This window comes from Janthinobacterium sp. GW456P (genome assembly GCF_002127655.1).
Lineage (GTDB): Bacteria > Pseudomonadota > Gammaproteobacteria > Burkholderiales > Burkholderiaceae_D > Janthinobacterium.
This window is the reverse complement of the sequence record NZ_NEHB01000038.1, coordinates 24,960-44,490: the sequence shown is the minus strand read 5'-3', so window position 1 is coordinate 44,490 and position 19,531 is coordinate 24,960. Positions and strand designations below refer to the sequence as shown.

Here is a 19,531-nt window from a genome sequence, read left to right as displayed (position 1 = left end):
TATTTCTCCTGATGATAGCGCTTAACGGTTGGCGGCGATGGAAGCCAACTGCTGGGTCAAATAAGTTTGCGTGGACTGCAATTTGCTTAGCGTAACGTCGAGGCGCGTGTATTGGGCGCGGTAGCGTGCTTCGATTTCGGTCAACTTTGCGCTGAATTTATCGCGCTGCGCCGCCACTGACTTCAGGGTTTCATTGATGCCGTTCGTGCGTCCGGTGATCATGCCATCCGTGCCCAGGAAGGAAGTCGCCAGGTTGTTCAATTGGTAGGCATACCCTTGCGAAAAGCTGACCGTGCCGCGCGAGCCGGTGACGCCTCCAGTGACTTCAATTTTCAAGCCTTCGGCTGGCGAGCCCGGGGCGCCCGTCAGGGTCTGGCCCGAGCCGACGACCGGTTGCCCGCCCAGCGTACCGGCCACGTCGGTGCCTTTGATGGGTTTGGCTGTGCCAAACAGGGTTCCAATGCCAGTCCCGGTGTCGCTGCTCACGGCGAGGTTGGAGACGGAACCATAGCGACTTGAGGAAAGGACCAGTTTGCCGGTGCCATCGATCGCGGCGGAAACCGTCGAGCCGATGTCCGAGAACGCCTTCACGCCGTTGATCGACGACTGCACCAGCGAGGCCAGCTGCGTCGGGGTGTAGGTGCCAGCCGGGATCGTCACCTTGGCCGTGTTCTTCGCGGCCGAGGGTTCCGTATCGTTCAGGGTGACATTCCAGGTGGTATCGCTGGCAATCGTGGTGCTGGCCGGTATCGCGGCATCCGATGTGAGCGAACCCTGGCTGGCCATGGTGGTGATGGTCAGGTCATAGGTCCCGGGCTTGGTGGCCGCGGTCGAGCTGGTAAACGCGACGTTGCTGTCGCTGGCCTTGCCGATGGCCGAGAACAGGCCGGCGATGTCGCTGAAGTTCGCGCTGATCGCCTTGTCGAGTTTGCTTGTGTCCAGGGTCAGGCTGCCATCCTTTTGAAAGGAAATGCCTACCTGGCTCAAGGTGTTCATGCTGCTGCCCAAGCCTGTAATCGGCATGCCCAGCTGCCGACGCAACTGGGTCTGGATCGATTGCACGGTGGAGTCGCCGAGCAGTACCCCGCCCGTCTTGGTATCGGGGTTATACGCCGTCATTTTGCCGATCGCGGAATTCAGATCGTTGTAGGCCTTGACGAAGGCGGTGATGCTGGTCTTGACCGTTGTTGTATCTTTGGCTACCGACAGGCTGGACGTGCCTATCTTGCTGATGCCCAGGGTGACCCCTTCGATCGCCGTATCGACGCTGTTCGAACTGCTGGTGATGGCGATGCCGTTGACGCTGAACATGGTGTTCTGGGCCGCGCTGTTCTGTTTCAAGTTTTGTGCGCCAGCCACATCGTAAGCCAGCAGACTGCTCAAGGCGCTGTCGGCGGGCTGGCCATCACTGCCGCTGAGCGTGATCTTCATGGCTGAATTGGCGCCCGTCTTGGTCGAGCTGAGCACCAGGTGATACGGCTTGTCGCTGCCATCGGAAACGATGCTGGCGGTCACGCCGAGACTGGCGTTGTTGATGGCGTCGCGTATGCCCTGCAAGGTGTTGTTGGTGGAGTCGATCACCACCGAACCTGTGGCTTGCGTGCCATCCTGCGTGAAGCCCGTATTCATATAGGCGCCGCCCGAACCCGCCGTCAGTCCGGCTGCCGCCGGATTGCTGCCGGCGATGGTGATGGGGCTGGCATTGCCCGAAGCCAGGGTGATCGAACTGGCAATCGTCACGTTCGAACCGTTGTTGGCGGCATTGGAGGCATGGCCGATGCCGCCCATGGTGCTGCCCGTGACCACTTCCTCGATATTGATATTGGAACCATCGGCGCGCGTAAATTGCAGATTGCCGCCGGCTGCCGTGCCTGTGACGGTGATATTCGCGGCGGCCAGCGCGTTCGAGACGGCATTCGGGCCAGCCAGTGTCGTATCGAGCGAGGCGGCGGTGATGCCGCTGCCTGCGGCGACGCCGTTGCCTTGCGTAACGATCTCGATGCCGCCAACCGACAGTGAATACGTGCCATCCGCGCCGGTGGCAATGTTGCCGAAACCGGTGAACATGCTGGCGCTGCTGGCCGTCGGCTGGGCAGTGGCCGTCACGCCCGTGGTGCTGCTCTTGGCATTGATGGCGTCAGCCAGCGCACGCGCGCTCTTGGTGCTGGCATCCGTCGGGATGGCCGTGCCATTGATAATCAGCGAGCCGTTGCTGACGCCCGTGAGCAGGGTGCTGCCACCCAGTGCCGTGCCTGTTACGCCAAAGGTGCCGCCGGCGAGCGAACCCAGCTGGAAGGACACGGTGGTCTTGGCGCCGCTGCCGATGGTCGACAGTTTGCTGGCCATGCCGCCGGACGTCAGTGTCTGCGCCTGGGCCAGCTGGGAAACGTTAATGTTGTAGCTGCCGGCCACCGCCTTGGCGCCAGCGCTGGCCGACAACACCAGCGGATCAGATGGCGTGGCGCTGACGGCGCGGAAGTTATTCGAGTTGGTCAGTGCCGACAGCGAACTTTGGAAACTGCTGACGGAACCGCTGAGGGTGCCCAGCGCGCTGAGCTTGGCCTGGTAGGACGCTGTTTTCTTGTCAAAGGTATTCAGCGGCACAGCTTCGGCCGCCATCAGCTTGTCGATGAGGGCATTCACATCCAGGCCGCTGGCGCCGGCGCCGATGCCAACGGATGAAATTGTAGGGGTGATGGCCACGGAATGCTCCTAGGAAAACGCTAATATAAGCTGTTATCGGCAGAATCAATCAGGACTTGAGAGGGGGATTTACCGCGCTGTTTTCAGGCGAAGCAAAAAGGCGGGAGGGAAAAAAGAAAATATTGCTTTATTCGCAATAAAATGCGAGGCCGGTAGTCAGGCTACCTGGCCCCGGGATACTGCTGATGCGTGCTGCCACGATGCTGCGCTTGCGTGGACAATGCCATCATCTTATGCGCTTTGGCTAATCAGGGAACCCTTGGCCGAATCGAACGTCTTGGCCAGCTCCAGCGCTTCCCGCGTGGGAATCTGGCGCAGCACTTCCTTGGTTTCCTGGTCGATGACCTTGACCACCGTGCGTTGGCTGTCCTCGTCGATGGAAAATTCAATGCCTTGCGTTTTTATTTGCGATGACTGGTTCAGCTCCGATACCGCCTTGTTCAACTGCTCGCGGCTGGGTTCCTTGCTGGCTTGCTGTGGTGCAACTGTGTCGTTTTCCGTCGTCGTGCGTGGCGCCGCCGGGCGCGCCGCCGACGTATCCGTCGCGGTATAACTCTTATCTATCCTGGCCGCGGAGGCGGCCGCTATCGTATCGATAGTCATGGTGCTCTCCTAGTGAAAATTCCCCTGCCGAAAAAATCCGGCAGGGGAATCAGAGTCCTACGTTGTTGCCTGGCTAATCGGAGATTAGCCGCGCAGCAGACTCAGGACGCCGTTTGGCAGCGAGTTCGCTTGCGCCAGCATGGCCGTACCAGCTTGTTGCAGGATCTGGCCGCGGGTCATGTTGGCCGTTTCCGCCGCAAAGTCCGTATCGACGATGCGGCTGCGCGATGCCGACAGGTTTTCCGTGGTCGATTGCAGGTTCGAGATCGCCGAGGCGAAGCGCGATTGCAATGCACCGTACTGAGCGCGTTGGCTGTTGACCGTCGACAAGGCTGCATCGGCGATTTTCAAGGCCAGCTGGGCACCGTCGAACGTCGTGATGTCGATCGAGGCGACGGACTTCAGTGACGAACCCTGGTTGGCGGTGCCAGCTGCTGTGGCACCCAGACCCAAGCCCGAACCGGCATCGCTGACGGAGAAGCTGCTGTCCGAGTCAAACGTCACTTTGCCGTTGGCAACAGCGACACCTGAAGCGCCTTTGTTGTCGACTGCTGTCGTCTTGGTGCCGTCGAGCTTGTAGCTGGCAACGTCGAACTTGGTGTTGGCCGTCGCGCCGTTGGTGAGCTTGATGTCAGCGCCATTGGAATTGCTCAGCTTGATACCGCCGTTTTTCGTGTCGTACTGGGCCGTTACGCCGGTCTTTGCCGATTGGGCATTGATGGCGTTGATGCCTGCCGCGAAGTCGGTGGCGCTGCTTGCGCTGCCGCCCACTGCGAACGAGACGGTAACAGGAGTCTTTGCTGGATCGTTGTCCGAAGCGATCTCGAACGAATACGATTCAGCGGCCAAGGCCAGGTTGGTTTCCGTTTTTGCCGTAGCGGTGACACCGGTGGCGCTGGTTTTCTGGTTGATACCAGCAGCGATCGATTGAGCCGTATCCGACAGAACAGCTGGAGGACCTACGGCGGCGGTGGCCGTCGTGTAGGTAGCGGAACCGAGCTTGCCGTTGATGGTGATGGTTTTTGCATCGGCAACGTTGGTCGTCGTTGCTTTGACTGCAACAGCATCGTTCTCAATACGGTTGTTGCCGTAGGTATTGGTCAGGAAGTTTGCGCCGCTGGCCGAAATCAGCTGGTTGGCGTCCGCGCCGACCTGGAAGTTGGCCGTGCCCATGGTACCGTCCAGCAGCGCCTGGCCGTTGAACGACGTGGTTTGGGCGATGCGGTTCAGTTCCGAACCCAATTGGCCTACCTCGGTTTGCAGAGCCTGACGGTCGCTCGACGAGTTGGTGGCGTTCGACGATTGCACTGCCAGTTCGCGGATACGTTGCAGGATGTCGCCAGAGCTCGACAGTGCACCCTCGGCCGTTTGAGCCAGCGAGACGCCGTCGTTTGCATTGCGGGTCGCTTGCGTCATGCCGCGGATTTGCGACGTCATGCGGTCGGAAATTGCCAGGCCAGCGGCATCATCCTTGGCGCTGTTGATGCGAAAGCCGGAGGACAGGCGTTGCAGCGAGGTGGTCAAGGCCGACTGCGAGGTCGACAGGTTGCGTTGCGAATTCAGAGACGAAATATTGGTATTAATTACTGCAGCCATGATAATTCTCCAAACAGGTACTACATTGTGCTAAGTGCCGTTCACTTTGGCCTGCCCCGCTGTTCCGGGACAATCAAGCCGCTGTTGTTTAGGGTAACGGTTGCTCTGCGGGAAAATTTATGGCGAAAACAGCTTTAAATTTTATTTTTTTGCCCTTCAGTTTGTCGCTGGCCATGCGCTAGGCGACATGATTTAGGGAAACTTGAGGGTGAAAATAGTTTTATTTTTATGTCGCGTAGATCATGGAAACATGGGCGCAGGGTAAATTTATTATTGTTTTAGCATGAAAAATGCCGTCCGGCCGGACGGCGGGACGGCATGGCGTGAGATGAATAAGATTCAGTCCGCCACCACCACCCGGTTCTTGCCCGTCTGCTTGGCCTGGTACATGGCGCGGTCGGCGCGTTTCACCAGTTCGGCCTGGTCTTCGTTGGGCTGGCGCAGGGCCACGCCGGCGGAGAAGGTGATCAGGACTTTTTCGTTATCGTGCAGGAAGAAGTGCCGGGTCAGCTCGCGCTGCAATCGCGTCATCGTCGATGAGGCCGCCTCTACCGTGGTTTCCGGCAGCAGGATGAGGAATTCCTCGCCGCCGAAGCGGGCGATGACGTCCATCGAGCGCAGGGTTTCCTTGACGATCTTCACCAGGTGTTTCAGGGCGGCGTCGCCGGCCAGGTGGCCGTAGGTGTCGTTCAGGCGCTTGAAGTCGTCCAGGTCCAGCATGGCGATGCACAGCGGCGTGCCGCGGCGGTCGGAACGGGCCGTCTCGCGCTCGAACACGTCGTCCAGGCCGCGGCGGTTCAGGCTGCCCGTCAGCTGGTCTTCGCGCACCAGTTCGCTCATATGCTGGAGCTTCGCTTCCAGCGTGTGGATGCGCTGCTCCGCCTCCTGCACTTCCTGGCGCGCCAGCACCATCTTGTCGCGTGCGCGCAAGGCTTCCGTCTGCACCATGCGCGTTTCGCGCAGGACTTCGTCGAGAACGCTGTTCAGTTCGCTGATATTTTCCGCCTGGCTGATCTTTTCCGAATAGCCGCCGATCTTTTCGTGGAAGTCGCCCGTGCTGGCCGCCACCTGGCTCAGGCGGTCGATGAAGGTCATCATCATGTTCTTGACCGTCAGCTTGACGTCGGACAAGCTGTGCTTGAGCTGGCTTTGCTTGTAGATGACTTCCTTCAGGCTGCGCGTGGCGTCTTCCAGCGCGCGCTGGTCGAGCGGACCGGCGATCAGGTTTTGCACGGCATCGACCTGGCCGCGCAGCCAGCTGTCGTCGTCGAGCAACTGGCTGACGTTGTCCAGCAGCAGCTTGAACAGGCGCAGCAGCAGTTCCTGCTGCTCTGCCGTGTCGCCGCTCTTCAGTTCGATCTGGTAGCACAGCTGTTTCAGGCGCAGGGCCGCTTCGTTCAGCGCTTCTTCCGTATGGGCCAGCTTGATGGCGGCGCCCAAGGACTCTGCCTCTTCCACCAGGGCGGGCGTGCCCGTCAGCAAGGTGGCGACGGCAAAGCCGAGGGTGCGGCTGAGCAATTCACGCAGGGTGCGCGTCTGTTCGCCATCCGGCAGGGGCGGCAATTCGATGCCGCCGCCTTTCTTGACCTGTTTCTCGGCCAGTTGCGCCAGGGTACGTGCATAGCCGTCCCAGTCGCGCGCTTTCAGGGCGCGCTGGAAACGCTTGCCAAAGTCGCCCAGTTCGCCCGCCGATTCGCTCATCTTGGCGGCGAATTGCGTCAGGACGTTTTCCGCGCCGCTCTCCGTGGGGGCGCTGGCGGCCAGCACGGCTCCCGGCGTAGCTGGCGTTTCGGCCGGTTCGCTGATGCCCGCGATTTCATTGTAGATATCGCGGTAGGCGCTCGGCGTGGGGGCGATGCGGCGCGTGGCCAGGCGGCGAAACGCTTCGCGCGCGATATCGGCCGGGTTCATCGCCGCAGCGGCGGCGGTATTCGTGGCGCCAGCGGTAGCGCCTGCTGGTGAGGATGGCAATTTACTGGACATGTAGGCACAGCCTTTTTAGATATTTCTCATTATCCTCATGATATGCGAGTTGGCAAAGAACTTATTGTGCGAGAAGCAAGGAGAAGTCCTGTCAATTCGCCCGATGCCAGCGGGCATGCCGCTTTGCCGTCAATCCACCAGCTGGTTGCGGATGGCGTAATGTGTCAGTTCCGCACTATTCTTGAGTTTCATCTTGACCAGCAGGCGGGCGCGGTATTCGCTGACGGTTTTCACGGACAATTTGAGCTCTTCGGCGATGGCGCCCACCGCCTTGCCCGAGGCAATCATGACCAGGGTCTGGTACTCGCGGTCCGACAAGGTGTCGTGCAAGGCCGTTTCGTGGTCTTCGCCCACCGTGTTGGCCAGTTCCTGCGCCAGCGAGGCGCTGATGTATTTCAAGCCTTGCGCCACTTGCCGGATGGCCGTGACCAGCTCGCGCGGCGCGCTCTGTTTCGTCAGGTAGCCGGCGGCGCCCGCCTTGAGCGAGCGGATGGCGTATTGGTCTTCGCGGTGCATGGAGAGCATCAGCACGGCCAGTTCCGGCTTTTCCTTCTTGATCTGCTTGAGTACCTCGATGCCGCTGCGGTCGGGCAGTGAGATGTCAAGCAACAACACCTGGCATTTCGAGCCGCGGAACAGTTTGATGGCGTCGTGGCCATTTTCAGCCTCGCCGGCCACGACGATGTCCTTCGTGTCGGCGAGGATTTGCTTCAAGCCTTCGCGCACGATCGCGTGATCGTCGGCGATGAATACCCGGATGGTGGCTTTTTCTTTCATAACTGCATTGTTTCCTATCTAATTCACCCACTAGGCCGCGTCTGGCGGCGGCCCGCTGTGCGCGGGCGCACTGGCTGCAGCCGCTATTATCGCCTCTCGCGGGGTGGTCAGACGGATTTTTATGCTCAGCATGGTGCCGCCGTCCGGTCCATCCATCAGGCTCAGGCTGCCGCCCAGCGCGCTGGCCCGTTCGGCCATGCCGCGGATGCCGAACGACTGCGGCTTGGCGCGGTCGGACAGGCGCATGCCGACGCCATTGTCGGCGATGGTCAGGCTGATATGCTGGCGCTGCCGGGCCAGGCGCACGCTGACCTTGCTTGCCTGCGCATGCTTGGCGATATTCGTCAGCGCCTCCTGGGCGATGCGGAACAGGCTGGTCGCCTGGTCCAGCTCCAGGTCGATATGCTGGCGGTTGGAAATGAACTGGCATTCGATGCCGGCCTGGCGCGCGAATTCCTTGACTTGCCAGTCCAGCGCGGCGACCAGGCCCAGGTCCAGCATGGAGGGGCGCAAGTCCAGCGAAATGCGGTGCACGGCATCGATGCTGCGGTCGACCAGGGCATCGACATAGTCGGCCTTTTCCTGCAACTGCGGGTCGTCCGGCGGCAGGCGGCGCGCCAGCATGGCCAGCGCCATCTTGATCGCCGTCAGATTGCCGCCCAGGTCATCGTGCAATTCGCGCGCCAGGCGCGTGCGTTCATGTTCCTTGACCTTGTCGATATGCGCCGTCAGCTCGGCCAGGCGCGCGCGCGACTGGCGTACTTCGATCTGTTCCAGCCGGCTTTCCGTGATATTCGTCATGATGCCTTCCCACTGCACCGTGCCGTCGGCCAGCGCGCGCGGCGTCGAGCGCAGGTTGATCCATTTGACGTCCTTCCAGGCATCGATCCAGATGCGGCCTTCCCAGTTCCAGCTCCACAAGGCGCTTTTTGAGGCTTGCATCGATTCCAGGTACGAGGCGCGGTCGTCGGCCAGGATCAGCTGGTAGAACAGTTCCGGGCGCGCATGCAGCAGTGCCGGACTCAGACCCAGCAGGGCCTGGCAGCCATCGCTCAGGTAGGCAAAGGAGGCCCGCCCATCCGCATGCAGGCAGAACTGATACACCAGGCCCGGCGTATTCGAGACGATGGCGTTGAAGCGCGACTGCACCTGCGCCAGGGCGGCGGCCGTCGCCTGCGGCGTACGCAAGTCTTCGCCCTCGGCCAGCAGCAGGGCACGCCCCTGGCGCTGGGCGCGCGACAGGTGCAGGCTGAGCGAATACAGGCTGCCGTCGCGGCGCCGTTGCTGCACGTGCAGCCGGGCTTGCGCGCCGATGCTGTCGTCGAGGGTGGCCAGCACGGCCGCCAGCTGCTGCGCGTCGAGCTGCGGCGCCAGGGTGAAGGGCGTCATCGCCAGCAATTCCTTGCGCGCATACTGCAGGTTGTCGCAGGCGGCATCGTTGGCGTCCAGCAATTGCAAGCTGGCAGCGTCGTACAGGTAGATTTCCGGCGCCGCCGCGCGCAGGGCGGGGGCCAGCCGGGGAGTGTCGTGCATGGAGTTGCCTTTCTTCATCAGCGGCGGGCGCGCCAGAAGGCGGCGAAGCGGCGCAGCACTCTTGCTGGGCGGGAATTATGGCGCCCTGGCGTGCCCTTGCGCAAGCGTTGCCACCAGGCGCGGCGGGCGCGGCCCAGCGCGGCCGACAGGCGGCTGACACGGCGCCACGGGCGCGTGGCGCGCAGGCGGGCGATCCAACGGTCCTTGGTTTCCATAAACAGGCCATGCCAGCGCGCAAACCACGGCAAACTGAGCAGGGTTGGGCGCGTCAGCGAATACAGGCGCGCGACGGCGGCGGCCCCGCCCAGCTTGGCGATGACGATCACGCCGATGCCGGAAAACGCATGGCCGCGCGCGATCGCCAGCAGGGCCAGCAGCTTGACGGGAAACAGCAGCACGGCCGGCAGCACGAAGATGGCCAGCGCCCAGTACGGCGGCAGGCGCTTGATCCACGCTTCGAGCGCATGCAGGGGCGGGAATTGCGACACCACCTGCATGATGCGCGCGCCCGTCGCCCACAGCCATTCCTCGATCAGCAGGCAGATGGCGGCCAGGTAGACCAGCGGCGCGAACAGCCAGCGCCTGGCTCTGTAGAATTTTTTCATCCGTCTCCGTGTGCGGCCACGTTTGCCGCGATTGCCACGATGATACGTCAAAAAAGCCCGTTTGCCCCCGCATCCCGTGTGCCCATGGCTTCCTGGCGGGGCTACAATAGACGGATGAATAAAGCCTTTGTAAAAGAATCGGACAACGACGACGATGAAGAAGCGGCCGCGCTGGCGCTGGCCATTCCCGCCGGCGCCAAGAACTACATCACGCCGGCCGGCTACCAGCGCATCAAGGATGAACTGCTGCAGCTGATCGACGTCGACCGTCCGGAAGTGGTGCGCATCGTCCATTGGGCGGCGTCGAATGGCGACCGTTCGGAAAATGGCGACTATATCTACGGCAAGCGCCGGCTGCGCGAAATCGACCGCCGCATCCGCTTTCTCACCAAGCGCATGGACCTGGCCGCCATCGTCGACCCCAGCGTGCACCATGGCAACGACCAGGTGTTCTTCGGCGCCACCGTCAAATACCGCACGGAGGATGGCGAAACGCACACCATCACCATCGTCGGCATCGACGAATTCGACCCCCTGAACGGCAAGATCAGCTGGGTCTCCCCCATGGCCCGCACCATCACCAAGGCACGCGAAGGCGACGTGGTCACCCTCAACACGCCGCTGGGCGAGCAGGAACTGGAATTGCTGGAAGTGACGTATCCGGCGCCGGGGGAAGCTTGAAGTGATGTGAGCGGTATAAAAAAACGGCTGGGCAGAGAGTCTGGCCAGCCGTTTTTTTAATTACGCTCGCGCAAGATGCGGTTGACGCCGGCCACGCGGCGCACATTGCGCAGCAGGGCGGCCAGGTGGACACGGTCCTTGACTTGCACGGTGAAGCGCAGCTGGTCGAGCACGTTGTCCTTGTCTTCGTCCATGCCGACATAGATGATGTTGGCGTCCGATTCGCCGATCTCGGCCGCCACGCGGGCCAGGATGCCCCGTTCGCTGTTGATCAGCACCTTGATGCGGCAGTCGAAGCGGCGGTTCAGTTCGGTTCCCCAGCGCACGGCGATCCAGCGGTCCGGTTCCTTGGCGCGCTGGCGTTTCGCTTGCGAGCAGTCGCTCGTGTGCACCAGCAAGCCCTGGTCGCGGCGCAGCTGGCCGATGATCTGGTCGCCCGGAATCGGCAAGCAGCAGGGCGCCAGTTGCACCGAGACGCCTTCGCTGCCGCAAATGGTGACGGGGTCGAGCTCGCTGCCGCTATTGTGTTCCACCGGCATGCTGGCCGCTTCGCCGCCGATCAAACCAAAAATGTGGCGCGCCACCAGGGTGGCCATGCGCTTGCCGATGCCGATGTCCGCGTACAGCTCGTCCATGGAATTGGCGCTCGATTCGTTGAGCAGGCGTTCGACCAATGGCGCCGGCAGGTCGGCGTCGATGTTCAGGGTGTGCAGCGCCTGCGACAGCAGTTGCTGGCCCAGGGCGATCGATTCTGGCAGGTTGATCGTGCGCAAATGGTGGCGGATGGCCGAACGGGCCTTGCCGGTGCGCACGAACGACAGCCACGTGGGGCTGGGGCGCGACGAGGAATCGGTGATGATCTCGACGATGTCGCCATTGTGCAGCTCGGTGCGCAGGGGCGAGGTTTCGTTGTTGATCTTGACGGCCACGGTCTGGTCGCCGATGCCCGTGTGGATCGAATAGGCGAAGTCGATGGCCGTGGCGCCGCGCGGCAGGGCGATGATCTTCGACTTCGGCGTAAACACGTAGACGGAATCGGGGAACAGGTCGACCTTGACGTGTTCGAGGAATTCGGCCGAGTCGCCCGTCTGCTGCTGGATGTCGAGCAAGGATTGCAGCCAGGCATGCGTGCGCTGCTGCAAGTCGGACGGGTTCGATTCGCCGCTCTTGTAGAGCCAATGCGCCGCCACGCCCGATTCGGCCGTGCGGTGCATTTCCTGCGTGCGGATCTGGAATTCGACGGGCGTGCCGTAGGGGCCGATGACGGTCGTGTGCAGCGACTGGTAGCCGTTCAGCTTGCGGATCGCGATGTAATCCTTGAACTTGCCCGGCATGGGCTTGTACAGGCTGTGCAGGGTGCCCAGGGTCACGTAGCAGTCGGCAAAGCTGCCCACCACCACGCGGAAACCGTACACGTCCAGCACTTGCGAGAACGACAAATGCTTGCTGCGCATCTTTTTATAGATGTCGTACAGGGTCTTTTCGCGGCCTGTGACGTCGGCTTCGAGCTCGGCCATGGACAAGGTGCTTTTCACCGCTTCCATGATCTTGTTGACCACTTCGCGCCGGTTGCCGCGCGCCGCCTTGACGGCTTTCGCCAGGGTGCGGTAGCGCATCGGATACAGGTGCGAGAACGACAGGTCCTGCAGCTCATGGTAGATGTTGTTCAGGCCGAGGCGGTGCGCGATCGGCACGTACACTTCCATGGTCTCGCTGGCGATGCGGCGTTTTTTCGCCGCCGTCATGAAGTCCAAGGTGCGCATATTGTGCAGGCGGTCGGCCAGTTTGATCAGGATCACGCGCACGTCGGACGCCATGGCCAGCAGCATCTTGCGGAAGTTTTCCGCCTGCGCTTCGATCTGCGTCTGGAATTCGATCTTTTCCAGCTTCGACAGGCCGTCGACCAGGTGCGCCACCGGTGCGCCGAAGCGCTCGATCAATTCTTCCTTCTTGACGTCCTGGTCTTCCATGACGTCATGCAGCAAGGCGGCCATGATGGCTTGCGCGTCGAGCTTCCAGTCGGCGCAGATTTCGGCGACGGCGATCGGATGCGAGATATACGGCTCGCCCGAGCGGCGCATCTGGCCCAGGTGCATTTCGTCGGAGAAGCGGTACGCTTCCTTGACTTTTTTCAGGTCGGCGGGAGACAGGTATTCGGCCAGTTTGTCGGCCAGGTGGCTGACGGAGGCCACGCCCAGGGCGGGTGCCGGCGCTGCGCCGCCGTTGGCGGGCGTGCCGACGCCGGACGCGGAAGCGCCCTGCGATTTTGCCGCCTGGCGCGGGGCCAGGGGCGGCAGTGCTGCGGAAGTCGTGTCGGCTGGGGTCAGACTCATAAAACGTCGCGTTGCTTCACAGTGTGAATAAAGGATACGGTAGAACCAGGGGTCAGCACTGTTCCGGCACGCGGGTTCCGAATTACATCGGGACCTTTTTCAGCATCTCGATGCCGACTTTACCGGCAGCGATTTCGCGCAGTGCGACGACGGTAGGCTTGTCCTTGGCTTCCACCTTTGGGGTGTGGCCTTGCAACAACTGACGGGCGCGGTAGGTTGCGGCCAGGGTCAGCTGGAAACGGTTAGGGATCTGCTTCAGGCAATCTTCGATTGTGATACGGGCCATGGTAACTCCTAAAATTGTTTTGCGTGGTGCTGTGTATGAACTGGCGTGCGGTGGCGGCGTTTATTCCGCGTGCAGGCCCAGCTGGGCGAATAGCGATGCGTTGCGGGCCGCTTGTTGCGCAAACCGGCAACGGGCCGCTCTCACGATCGCGCTCAGTTCGGACAAAGCGACCGTAAACTCTTCATTGATAATAACATACTCGAACTCGGGAGCGTGTGCGATTTCGCCGCCGGCCGCCAGCAGGCGGCGCGTGATCACGTGCGGCTCGTCCTGGCCGCGCTTGTTCAAGCGTTCTTCCAGCGCATCGATCGATGGCGGCAGGATGAAAATGCCGGCCGCGCGGGGGAATTGCTTGCGCACCTGGCGCGCGCCCTGCCAGTCGATTTCCAGCAAGATATCGGTGCCGGCGGCCATTTGCTGTTCCACCATGATGCGCGAAGTGCCGTAGTAATTGCCGTGCACTTCCGCCCATTCCAGGAATTCGCCCTGGTCGGCGCGCGCGACAAAGTCTTCCGCCGTCGTGAAATAGTATTCGCGGCCATGCTGCTCGCCCGGACGCGGGGCGCGCGTGGTGGTCGAGATCGACAATTTGATGCCGGGCTCTTGCGCCAGCAATGCATTGACCAGTGTCGATTTGCCGGCGCCCGATGGCGCGGCGACCACGAACAGGCTGCCGGAGAAGGCGGTAGGGTGGCTCATGCGGATCTTTCCATATGCGTGTGATGGCGGCGTGTGCGCTTGCATGGGCGCCGCCCAATTCGGTATTTTACCAAGAGGCAAGGCGGCGAGCCAGCCCCGCGATGCGCCTCGCCGCCGCGCTTGCGCATATTTTGCTTGTTATCCTGAAGAAATAGTTATCTAATTTGGAATGCTTTTTTCTTGATAACTATTTTATCGACAGGATGCGTGCATGAAAAATTTCCCGTTTCTCAGTATTGCCCAGGCCATGCTGTTGCTGCGCGTGGCCATCGCCGTGATGTTCATGGCGCACGCCATCACGCGCATCGCCAACGGCACCATTCCCCGCTTTGCCGGTTTTCTGGAAGACAAGGGATTTATTTACGGCCTGGCCGTGGTGTGGGCGATTACCGTCGTCGAGATCGTTTGCGGCAGTTTGCTCATCGCCGGCAAATACATGCGCTGGGCGGCGGCCGGCCTGATGGCGATCTGCCTTGGCGGCATCGTCATCGTGCATGCGGCCAAGGGCTGGTTCGTGGGCGAGCATGGCGCCGGCGGCGTGGAGTACAGCATCGTGCTGTTCGTCGCCTGCGTCGTCATCGCCGCCAGCGACCAGGGGCGCGCCGCGGCGCGCCCGGCCTGAGGCGGGGCGATTATTCCAGGTTCTGCACCTGTTCGCGCATCTGCTCGATCAGCAGCTTCAGGTCCATCGAGGCGTCGGCCAGTTCCTTGACGGACGCCTTGGCGCCCAGCGTATTGGCTTCGCGGTTGAGTTCCTGCATCATGAAGTCGAGGCGCTTGCCCACTTGCCCGCCCTTGGTGAGGATATGGCGCGTTTCGCCCAGGTGGGCCGACAGGCGCGCCAGTTCTTCCGAGACGTCGATGCGGATGCCGTACAAAATGACTTCCTGGCGGATGCGCTCCATGGCGTCCTGGCGCGACAGGGCTGAATTCGAGCCCTGGCTGGCCAGGCCCAGCGCATCCTGCATGCGCTCGATGGCTTTTTGCTGGAAGGCCGCCACCACTTGCGGAATCAAGGGCGTGATGCGCTTGACGATGGCTTCCATCGCTTCGATGCGCGACACCAGCACCGCTTCGAGCGCCGCCCCTTCGCGCTTGCGGCTGTCGACGAAGGCGGCCACGGTGCGCTTGGTCAGCGCGCCCACGTCCGCCTGCAAGGATTCCTGCCCCACTTGCGCTTCTTCGATGACGCCAGGCCAGCGCAGCAGTTCGGCCACCGTCATGACGGGGGCGGAGACAAAATGCTGGCCCACTTCGTTTTGCAGGCGCGCCAGTTCGGTCAGCAGGGGCACGTTCAGCGCCTGCGTGCCGGCGGTCGCGGCCTTGCGGCCAAAGCTCAGGCGTACCTCGACTTTGCCGCGCGTGATGGCGGACATGACGGCGGCGCGCAAGTCAGGTTCCAGGGCCCGCAGATCGTCGTTGATCCGGAATTGCAGGTCGAGAAAGCGTGAGTTGACGCTCTTGATTTCAATTGTCAGTGTGCCTGCAGCACCTTCGCTGGTGGCAACCGCGTAGCCTGTCATGCTTGAAATGCTCAAAGGATTCCCCGATTTGATCTTGTATACAGTCACTTATACACTTAATCAGCCGGCACAGGCAATACCGCCCGCGCCGCGAAACAGGACCGAAGTGCCCGATGGCCTGAAAATTGCTGAATAGTGTGCGTTTTACGGCATTGTAAAGAAAATTGTGTTTGGCGGGGCAGGATTGTAGGGATCATGTGTGCGCCGCCCGCCATTGCGCCCTGCGCTGTTGCATGGCTGCAAATGGACGGGCGCGCGGTGGTAGAATCGCTGCCGCAACCCCAATCACACAGGACACTCCATGACATTCGAATCCCGCCCGAGCGGCCGCGCCGTCGACGCGCTGCGCGCCATCCGCATCACCCGCCAGTACACCAAGCATGCCGAAGGGTCGGTGCTGATCGAGTGCGGCGACACCAAGGTCATCTGCACCGCCAGCATCGAAGACAAGGTGCCGGGTTTCCTGAAGGGCAAGGGCCAGGGCTGGCTGACGGCTGAATACGGCATGCTGCCGCGCTCGACGCACACGCGCATGGACCGCGAAGCGGCGCGCGGCAAGCAGTCGGGCCGCACGCAGGAAATCCAGCGCCTGATCGGCCGCTCGCTGCGCGCCGCCTTCGATTTGCAGGCGTTCGGCGAACGCACCCTGCACCTCGATTGCGACGTGATCCAGGCCGACGGCGGCACGCGCACGGCCTCGATCACGGGCGCCATGGTGGCCGCGTATGACGCGTTTTCCCAGCTGCAGGCGCGCGGCGCGATCGCCGCCATCCCCGTGAAAAGCTTTGTCGCCGCCATCTCGGTGGGCGTCTACCAGGGCATGCCGGTGCTGGACCTCGACTACGTGGAAGACTCGGGCTGCGACACGGACATGAATGTGGTGATGACGGAAGCGGGCCACTTCATCGAAGTGCAGGGCACGGCCGAAGGCGCCGCCTTCGACCGCGCCGGCATGAACCGCCTGCTGGACCTGGCGCAGGGCGGCATCGCCGACCTGATCGCCCTGCAAAAGCAAGCGCTCGGCCTGTAATCTTTACATAGATTTACATCTCATCGCCCGCCGCGCCGGGCAAAAAACCCACGTCTGCCGTTTTTTTCGGCAGCGGCAGGCCAGGGTGAGGGGAGCGCAAAAGGTTTACAATGTCGGCACTTCAACCGGACTACTGACATGACCCAACGCCTCATCCTCGCCTCCAACAACGCCGGCAAGCTCAAGGAATTCAACGAGCTGCTCTCGACCATCGGTTTTTCCGTCCACGCCCAGGGCGAATACGATGTGCCGGAAAGCGACGAACCGTTCCACACCTTCGTTGAAAACGCCCTGCAAAAGGCGCGCCATGCATCGCGCCTGACGGGCTTGCCGGCGCTGGCCGACGATTCGGGCGTGTGCGTCAATGCGCTCGGCGGCGCGCCCGGCGTGTACTCGGCCCGCTATGCGGGCGAGCCGAAATCGGATGCGGCCAACAGCGCCAGGCTGATCGCCGACCTCGAGGCGCATGCCGACAAGTCCGCGTATTACTATTGCGTGCTGGTGTATGTGCGCCATGCGGACGACCCGCAGCCGGTGATCGCCGACGGCCGCTGGAACGGCGAGATGATCGCCACGCCACGCGGCAACGGCGGCTTCGGCTACGATCCGCATTTCTTCATTCCCGCGCTGGGCAAGTGTGCGGCCGAACTGACGTCCGTTGAAAAGAACGCGCTGTCGCACCGCGGCCAGGCCCTGCGCGCGCTGGTGGAAAAGCTGCGATGATCCCGATCAAACTGGTGGGCGCCGTTGCCAAATCGGCCGAGAAGCCGGCAGCCAGGCCCGCTCCGCAGGAGGGTATTTCCGGCGCGGCCGGGGCGGCCCTGAAGTACCTGCAGCCGGGCGCGCTGAACCTGACGGCGCTGCCGCCGCTGTCGCTGTACATCCACTTTCCGTGGTGCGTGAAAAAATGCCCGTATTGCGACTTCAATTCGCACGAGGTGCGCGGCGACCTGCCGGAAGCCGAATACCTGGCCGCGCTGCGGCTGGACCTGGAGATGGCGCTGCCGCTGATCTGGGGCCGCAAGATCCACACCATCTTCATCGGCGGCGGCACGCCCAGCCTGATGTCGGCGGCAGGGCTGGACCGGCTGATGTCCGATGTGCGCACCTTGCTGCCCCTGGAGCCCGATTGCGAAATCACCATGGAAGCCAATCCGGGCACCTTTGAAGCGGAAAAATTCAAGTCCTACCGGGCCAGCGGCATCAACCGGCTGTCGGTCGGCATCCAGAGTTTCAATGGGCGCCATTTGCAGGCGCTGGGGCGCATCCATGACGACAACGAGGCGCGCCGCGCGGTGGAGATCGCGCATGCCAACTTCGACAATTTCAACCTCGACCTGATGTACGCGCTGCCCACGCAGACGCTGGACGAGGCGCGGCAGGACCTGGAAACGGCGCTGTCGTTCGCGCCGCCGCACCTGTCGCTGTACCACCTGACCCTGGAACCGAACACCTTGTTCGCCAAGTATCCGCCCGCGCTGCCGGACGACGACGAGAGCGCCGACATCGCCGACATGGTGGCCGCGCGTGCGGCGCAGGCCGGCTATGGCCGCTACGAAGTGTCGGCCTATGCGCAGAGCGGCCGCCAGGCGCGCCACAACCGCAATTACTGGGAATTTGGCGATTATCTGGGCATCGGCGCGGGCGCGCACTCGAAGATTTCGTTCCCGCACCGCGTGCTGCGCCAGGCCCGCTACAAGCAGCCGCGCGCCTACATGGACGCGGTACTGTCCGGTAATCCGGTGCAGGAAGAGCGCGAATTGGCGCGCGAGGAAATGGGCTTCGAATTCATGTTGAATACCCTGCGCCTGACGCAGGGCTTTGCGCCGAACCTGTTCGCCGAGCGCACGGGCCTGGCCTTCAACGCCATCGAGCGGCCGCTGAATGCGGCCGAAGCGAAAGGCTTGCTGTATCGCGACCATCAAGTCATCCGCCCGACGGAACGGGGATTGTGCTTCCTGAACGACCTGCAGCAGATGTTTCTGGAAGATTAATGCGTGGTGACGGCGCGCAGGCGCTGCAGCTTGGCCGCATACAGAGTATGGTCGCTGCGCGTGGTGCTGTTGTCCATCGCCAGTTCCAGCTGCTTGCCGGCCTGCTCCATCTGGCCCAGGCGCGCATAGGCTTGCGCCAGCCAGAAGTGAAATTCGTGGTAGTACGGGTCGCGCGCGATTTCACGTGAAAACAGCTGTATCGCCCGCACGTAATCGTTTTGCTGCATGGCGGCCTTGCCCAGGTTGAAGTAGTGGAAAGGCGGCTGCGGCTGCAGCGCCAGCAGGCGCCGGCGCAGCGGCAGCGCTTCATCGGGCAGGCCCGACGCTTCCAGCACCTGCGCCAGGTTCGACAGCAGCACCGTGTTGTCCGGCGCGCGCGTCAGCGCATGGGTGAAAGTACGCCGCGCTTGCGCCAGGTCGCCATGGCGGAACTGGATCACGCCCAGGGTGTTGTAGGCGCCGCTGAACGAGGGGTCTTGCAGCAGCGCTGCCCGGGCCCACCAGTACGCCTGGTTCAGCTGGCCCTCGCTCATGGTTTCGGCGGCGCGGTTGTTCATGTACATGGCGAGCACGGTCGCTTCGTCGAGTTCTCGCGTGCGGTAGCCGCCCATCTCCGCGGACGGCAGGAAATCGATCACCATCATGCCCTTGGCATCGTACTTGCCGGATTTGTCGTCCAGCCGCTGGCCCAGTACCAGGTTGACGTGGCCGGCGACAAAATACATGTCGCCGCTGCGGCTCCAGCTTTCTTCACCGAGCACCTCCTGGTAGCGCACCTGCAAGCCCATTTCATGTGCCAGCGCCGCCGTCATGATCACCAGCGACAGGCAGTTGCCCTGACGCGCGGCGAACGTTTCGCGCGCATTGCGGGTCATGGCCGCATCGTACTCGAGTTTCAGCCTGCTCTTGTCGTACAGGGCGTCATACAGGGCCGCGCGGTCATTCTTGTTGCGCGCTTCGCGCCGCACTTGCGTGCGCACATACTGGCGCATGGTCTCGTCGATGGCAAAGACCTGGCTGGCGTCGATGGCGGCGGCCGGCGCGAAATCGCTGTCGTTGAAGATGGGGGGCAGGCTGGCGGGCGGTGCTACGCTGCAGGCCGCCAAAGCGCCGCAGAGCAGGGCGGCTCCCAGGCGCTGGAAGCAAGAGGCGAAAATAAGATAGGGGCGCATGGTCTTTCCCTGG

The 19,531-nt window shown here is 62.4% G+C and carries 17 protein-coding genes; 5 read left to right on the top strand and 12 right to left on the bottom strand.

Going from position 1 to position 19,531, the window contains the following annotated elements; genetic code table 11:
- Nucleotides 1–21 precede the first annotated feature (21 nt).
- The 7 genes from fliD to CBW66_RS25375 all read right to left on the bottom strand — a co-directional run bounded on the left by fliD (nt 22) and on the right by CBW66_RS25375 (nt 9,800).
- Nucleotides 22–2,703: a flagellar filament capping protein FliD gene (fliD, locus tag CBW66_RS25405; RefSeq protein WP_230492066.1), complete on the bottom strand. Its 2,682-nt coding sequence runs from the start codon at nt 2,701–2,703 to the stop codon at nt 22–24.
- A gap of 231 nt (nt 2,704–2,934) precedes the next feature.
- Nucleotides 2,935–3,306: a flagellar protein FlaG gene (locus tag CBW66_RS25400; protein ID WP_086140134.1), complete on the bottom strand. Its 372-nt coding sequence runs from the start codon at nt 3,304–3,306 to the stop codon at nt 2,935–2,937.
- An 84-nt stretch (nt 3,307–3,390) separates the two neighbouring features.
- Nucleotides 3,391–4,902, bottom strand: coding sequence for a flagellin (locus CBW66_RS25395; RefSeq protein ID WP_086140133.1), 1,512 nt, complete (start codon nt 4,900–4,902; stop codon nt 3,391–3,393).
- Nucleotides 4,903–5,241: 339 nt separating this feature from the next.
- Nucleotides 5,242–6,813 (bottom strand): diguanylate cyclase, encoded by a 1,572-nt coding sequence (locus tag CBW66_RS25390; RefSeq protein WP_086140132.1) that lies wholly within the window; start codon nt 6,811–6,813, stop codon nt 5,242–5,244.
- A gap of 201 nt (nt 6,814–7,014) precedes the next feature.
- Nucleotides 7,015–7,662, bottom strand: a complete 648-nt coding sequence (locus CBW66_RS25385; protein ID WP_086140131.1) for a response regulator transcription factor — start codon at nt 7,660–7,662, stop codon at nt 7,015–7,017.
- Between the two features lie 30 nt (nt 7,663–7,692).
- Entirely contained in the window at nt 7,693–9,195 is a 1,503-nt protein-coding gene (locus CBW66_RS25380) for a sensor histidine kinase (protein WP_230492067.1), read from the bottom strand.
- A gap of 17 nt (nt 9,196–9,212) precedes the next feature.
- The gene (locus CBW66_RS25375; RefSeq protein WP_086140130.1) at nt 9,213–9,800 is read right to left on the bottom strand and encodes a hypothetical protein; all 588 of its coding nucleotides are present in this window, start codon (nt 9,798–9,800) and stop codon (nt 9,213–9,215) included.
- A gap of 114 nt (nt 9,801–9,914) precedes the next feature.
- Here CBW66_RS25375 and greB point away from each other — a divergent pair, with 114 nt between their 5' ends.
- On the top strand, nt 9,915–10,481 hold the full coding sequence (gene greB / locus CBW66_RS25370; RefSeq protein ID WP_086140129.1) for a transcription elongation factor GreB: 567 nt from the start codon (nt 9,915–9,917) through the stop codon (nt 10,479–10,481).
- Between the two features lie 56 nt (nt 10,482–10,537).
- Here the strand turns inward: greB and CBW66_RS25365 are convergent, their stop codons facing one another.
- The 3 genes from CBW66_RS25365 to gmk all read right to left on the bottom strand — a co-directional run bounded on the left by CBW66_RS25365 (nt 10,538) and on the right by gmk (nt 13,799).
- Nucleotides 10,538–12,814 (bottom strand): bifunctional (p)ppGpp synthetase/guanosine-3',5'-bis(diphosphate) 3'-pyrophosphohydrolase, encoded by a 2,277-nt coding sequence (locus tag CBW66_RS25365; protein ID WP_086140128.1) that lies wholly within the window; start codon nt 12,812–12,814, stop codon nt 10,538–10,540.
- 82 nt (nt 12,815–12,896) lie between these two features.
- Nucleotides 12,897–13,100: a DNA-directed RNA polymerase subunit omega gene (gene rpoZ, locus CBW66_RS25360; RefSeq protein WP_010400723.1), complete on the bottom strand. Its 204-nt coding sequence runs from the start codon at nt 13,098–13,100 to the stop codon at nt 12,897–12,899.
- A gap of 60 nt (nt 13,101–13,160) precedes the next feature.
- A complete protein-coding gene (gmk, locus tag CBW66_RS25355; protein ID WP_080753685.1) occupies nt 13,161–13,799 on the bottom strand; it encodes a guanylate kinase in 639 nt (212 codons plus the stop codon).
- A gap of 211 nt (nt 13,800–14,010) precedes the next feature.
- On the opposite strand from gmk, the gene CBW66_RS25350 reads away from it, so the two are divergent.
- Nucleotides 14,011–14,421 carry a DoxX family protein gene (locus CBW66_RS25350; protein ID WP_086140127.1) on the top strand — a complete coding sequence of 137 codons (411 nt, stop codon included), beginning with the start codon at nt 14,011–14,013 and terminating at the stop codon, nt 14,419–14,421.
- A gap of 10 nt (nt 14,422–14,431) precedes the next feature.
- Here CBW66_RS25350 and CBW66_RS25345 read toward each other — a convergent pair whose 3' ends face one another.
- Nucleotides 14,432–15,322 carry a YicC/YloC family endoribonuclease gene (locus CBW66_RS25345; RefSeq protein ID WP_070222388.1) on the bottom strand — a complete coding sequence of 297 codons (891 nt, stop codon included), beginning with the start codon at nt 15,320–15,322 and terminating at the stop codon, nt 14,432–14,434.
- A gap of 301 nt (nt 15,323–15,623) precedes the next feature.
- On the opposite strand from CBW66_RS25345, the gene rph reads away from it, so the two are divergent.
- From rph to hemW, 3 genes are all read left to right on the top strand, one after another.
- Nucleotides 15,624–16,352, top strand: coding sequence for a ribonuclease PH (rph, locus tag CBW66_RS25340; protein ID WP_086140126.1), 729 nt, complete (start codon nt 15,624–15,626; stop codon nt 16,350–16,352).
- Nucleotides 16,353–16,490: 138 nt separating this feature from the next.
- Complete coding sequence (rdgB, locus tag CBW66_RS25335) at nt 16,491–17,075, top strand: RdgB/HAM1 family non-canonical purine NTP pyrophosphatase (RefSeq protein ID WP_086140125.1); 585 nt, start codon at nt 16,491–16,493, stop codon at nt 17,073–17,075.
- On the top strand, nt 17,072–18,346 hold the full coding sequence (gene hemW / locus CBW66_RS25330) for a radical SAM family heme chaperone HemW (RefSeq protein ID WP_086140124.1): 1,275 nt from the start codon (nt 17,072–17,074) through the stop codon (nt 18,344–18,346). Before rdgB ends, hemW begins: the two co-directional genes overlap by 4 nt.
- Here the strand turns inward: hemW and CBW66_RS25325 are convergent.
- Nucleotides 18,343–19,518 (bottom strand): tetratricopeptide repeat protein, encoded by a 1,176-nt coding sequence (locus CBW66_RS25325; protein ID WP_086140123.1) that lies wholly within the window; start codon nt 19,516–19,518, stop codon nt 18,343–18,345. The two genes, hemW and CBW66_RS25325, sit on opposite strands and share 4 nt — an antisense overlap.
- Nucleotides 19,519–19,531 lie beyond the last annotated feature (13 nt).

Coding starts and splice junctions, on each gene's coding strand:
- rph (WP_086140126.1), top strand. CDS start 15,624: ATGACATTCGAATCCCGCCCGAGCGGCCGCGCCGTCGACGCGCTGCGC.
- rdgB (WP_086140125.1), top strand. CDS start 16,491: ATGACCCAACGCCTCATCCTCGCCTCCAACAACGCCGGCAAGCTCAAG.
- CBW66_RS25395 (WP_086140133.1), bottom strand. CDS start 4,902: ATGGCTGCAGTAATTAATACCAATATTTCGTCTCTGAATTCGCAACGC.
- CBW66_RS25345 (WP_070222388.1), bottom strand. CDS start 15,322: ATGACAGGCTACGCGGTTGCCACCAGCGAAGGTGCTGCAGGCACACTG.
- CBW66_RS25390 (WP_086140132.1), bottom strand. CDS start 6,813: ATGAACCCGGCCGATATCGCGCGCGAAGCGTTTCGCCGCCTGGCCACG.
- CBW66_RS25350 (WP_086140127.1), top strand. CDS start 14,011: ATGAAAAATTTCCCGTTTCTCAGTATTGCCCAGGCCATGCTGTTGCTG.
- CBW66_RS25375 (WP_086140130.1), bottom strand. CDS start 9,800: ATGAAAAAATTCTACAGAGCCAGGCGCTGGCTGTTCGCGCCGCTGGTC.
- CBW66_RS25365 (WP_086140128.1), bottom strand. CDS start 12,814: ATGAGTCTGACCCCAGCCGACACGACTTCCGCAGCACTGCCGCCCCTG.
- rpoZ (WP_010400723.1), bottom strand. CDS start 13,100: ATGGCCCGTATCACAATCGAAGATTGCCTGAAGCAGATCCCTAACCGT.
- CBW66_RS25385 (WP_086140131.1), bottom strand. CDS start 7,662: ATGAAAGAAAAAGCCACCATCCGGGTATTCATCGCCGACGATCACGCG.
- greB (WP_086140129.1), top strand. CDS start 9,915: ATGAATAAAGCCTTTGTAAAAGAATCGGACAACGACGACGATGAAGAA.
- CBW66_RS25400 (WP_086140134.1), bottom strand. CDS start 3,306: ATGACTATCGATACGATAGCGGCCGCCTCCGCGGCCAGGATAGATAAG.
- hemW (WP_086140124.1), top strand. CDS start 17,072: ATGATCCCGATCAAACTGGTGGGCGCCGTTGCCAAATCGGCCGAGAAG.
- gmk (WP_080753685.1), bottom strand. CDS start 13,799: ATGAGCCACCCTACCGCCTTCTCCGGCAGCCTGTTCGTGGTCGCCGCG.
- CBW66_RS25325 (WP_086140123.1), bottom strand. CDS start 19,518: ATGCGCCCCTATCTTATTTTCGCCTCTTGCTTCCAGCGCCTGGGAGCC.
- CBW66_RS25380 (WP_230492067.1), bottom strand. CDS start 9,195: ATGCACGACACTCCCCGGCTGGCCCCCGCCCTGCGCGCGGCGGCGCCG.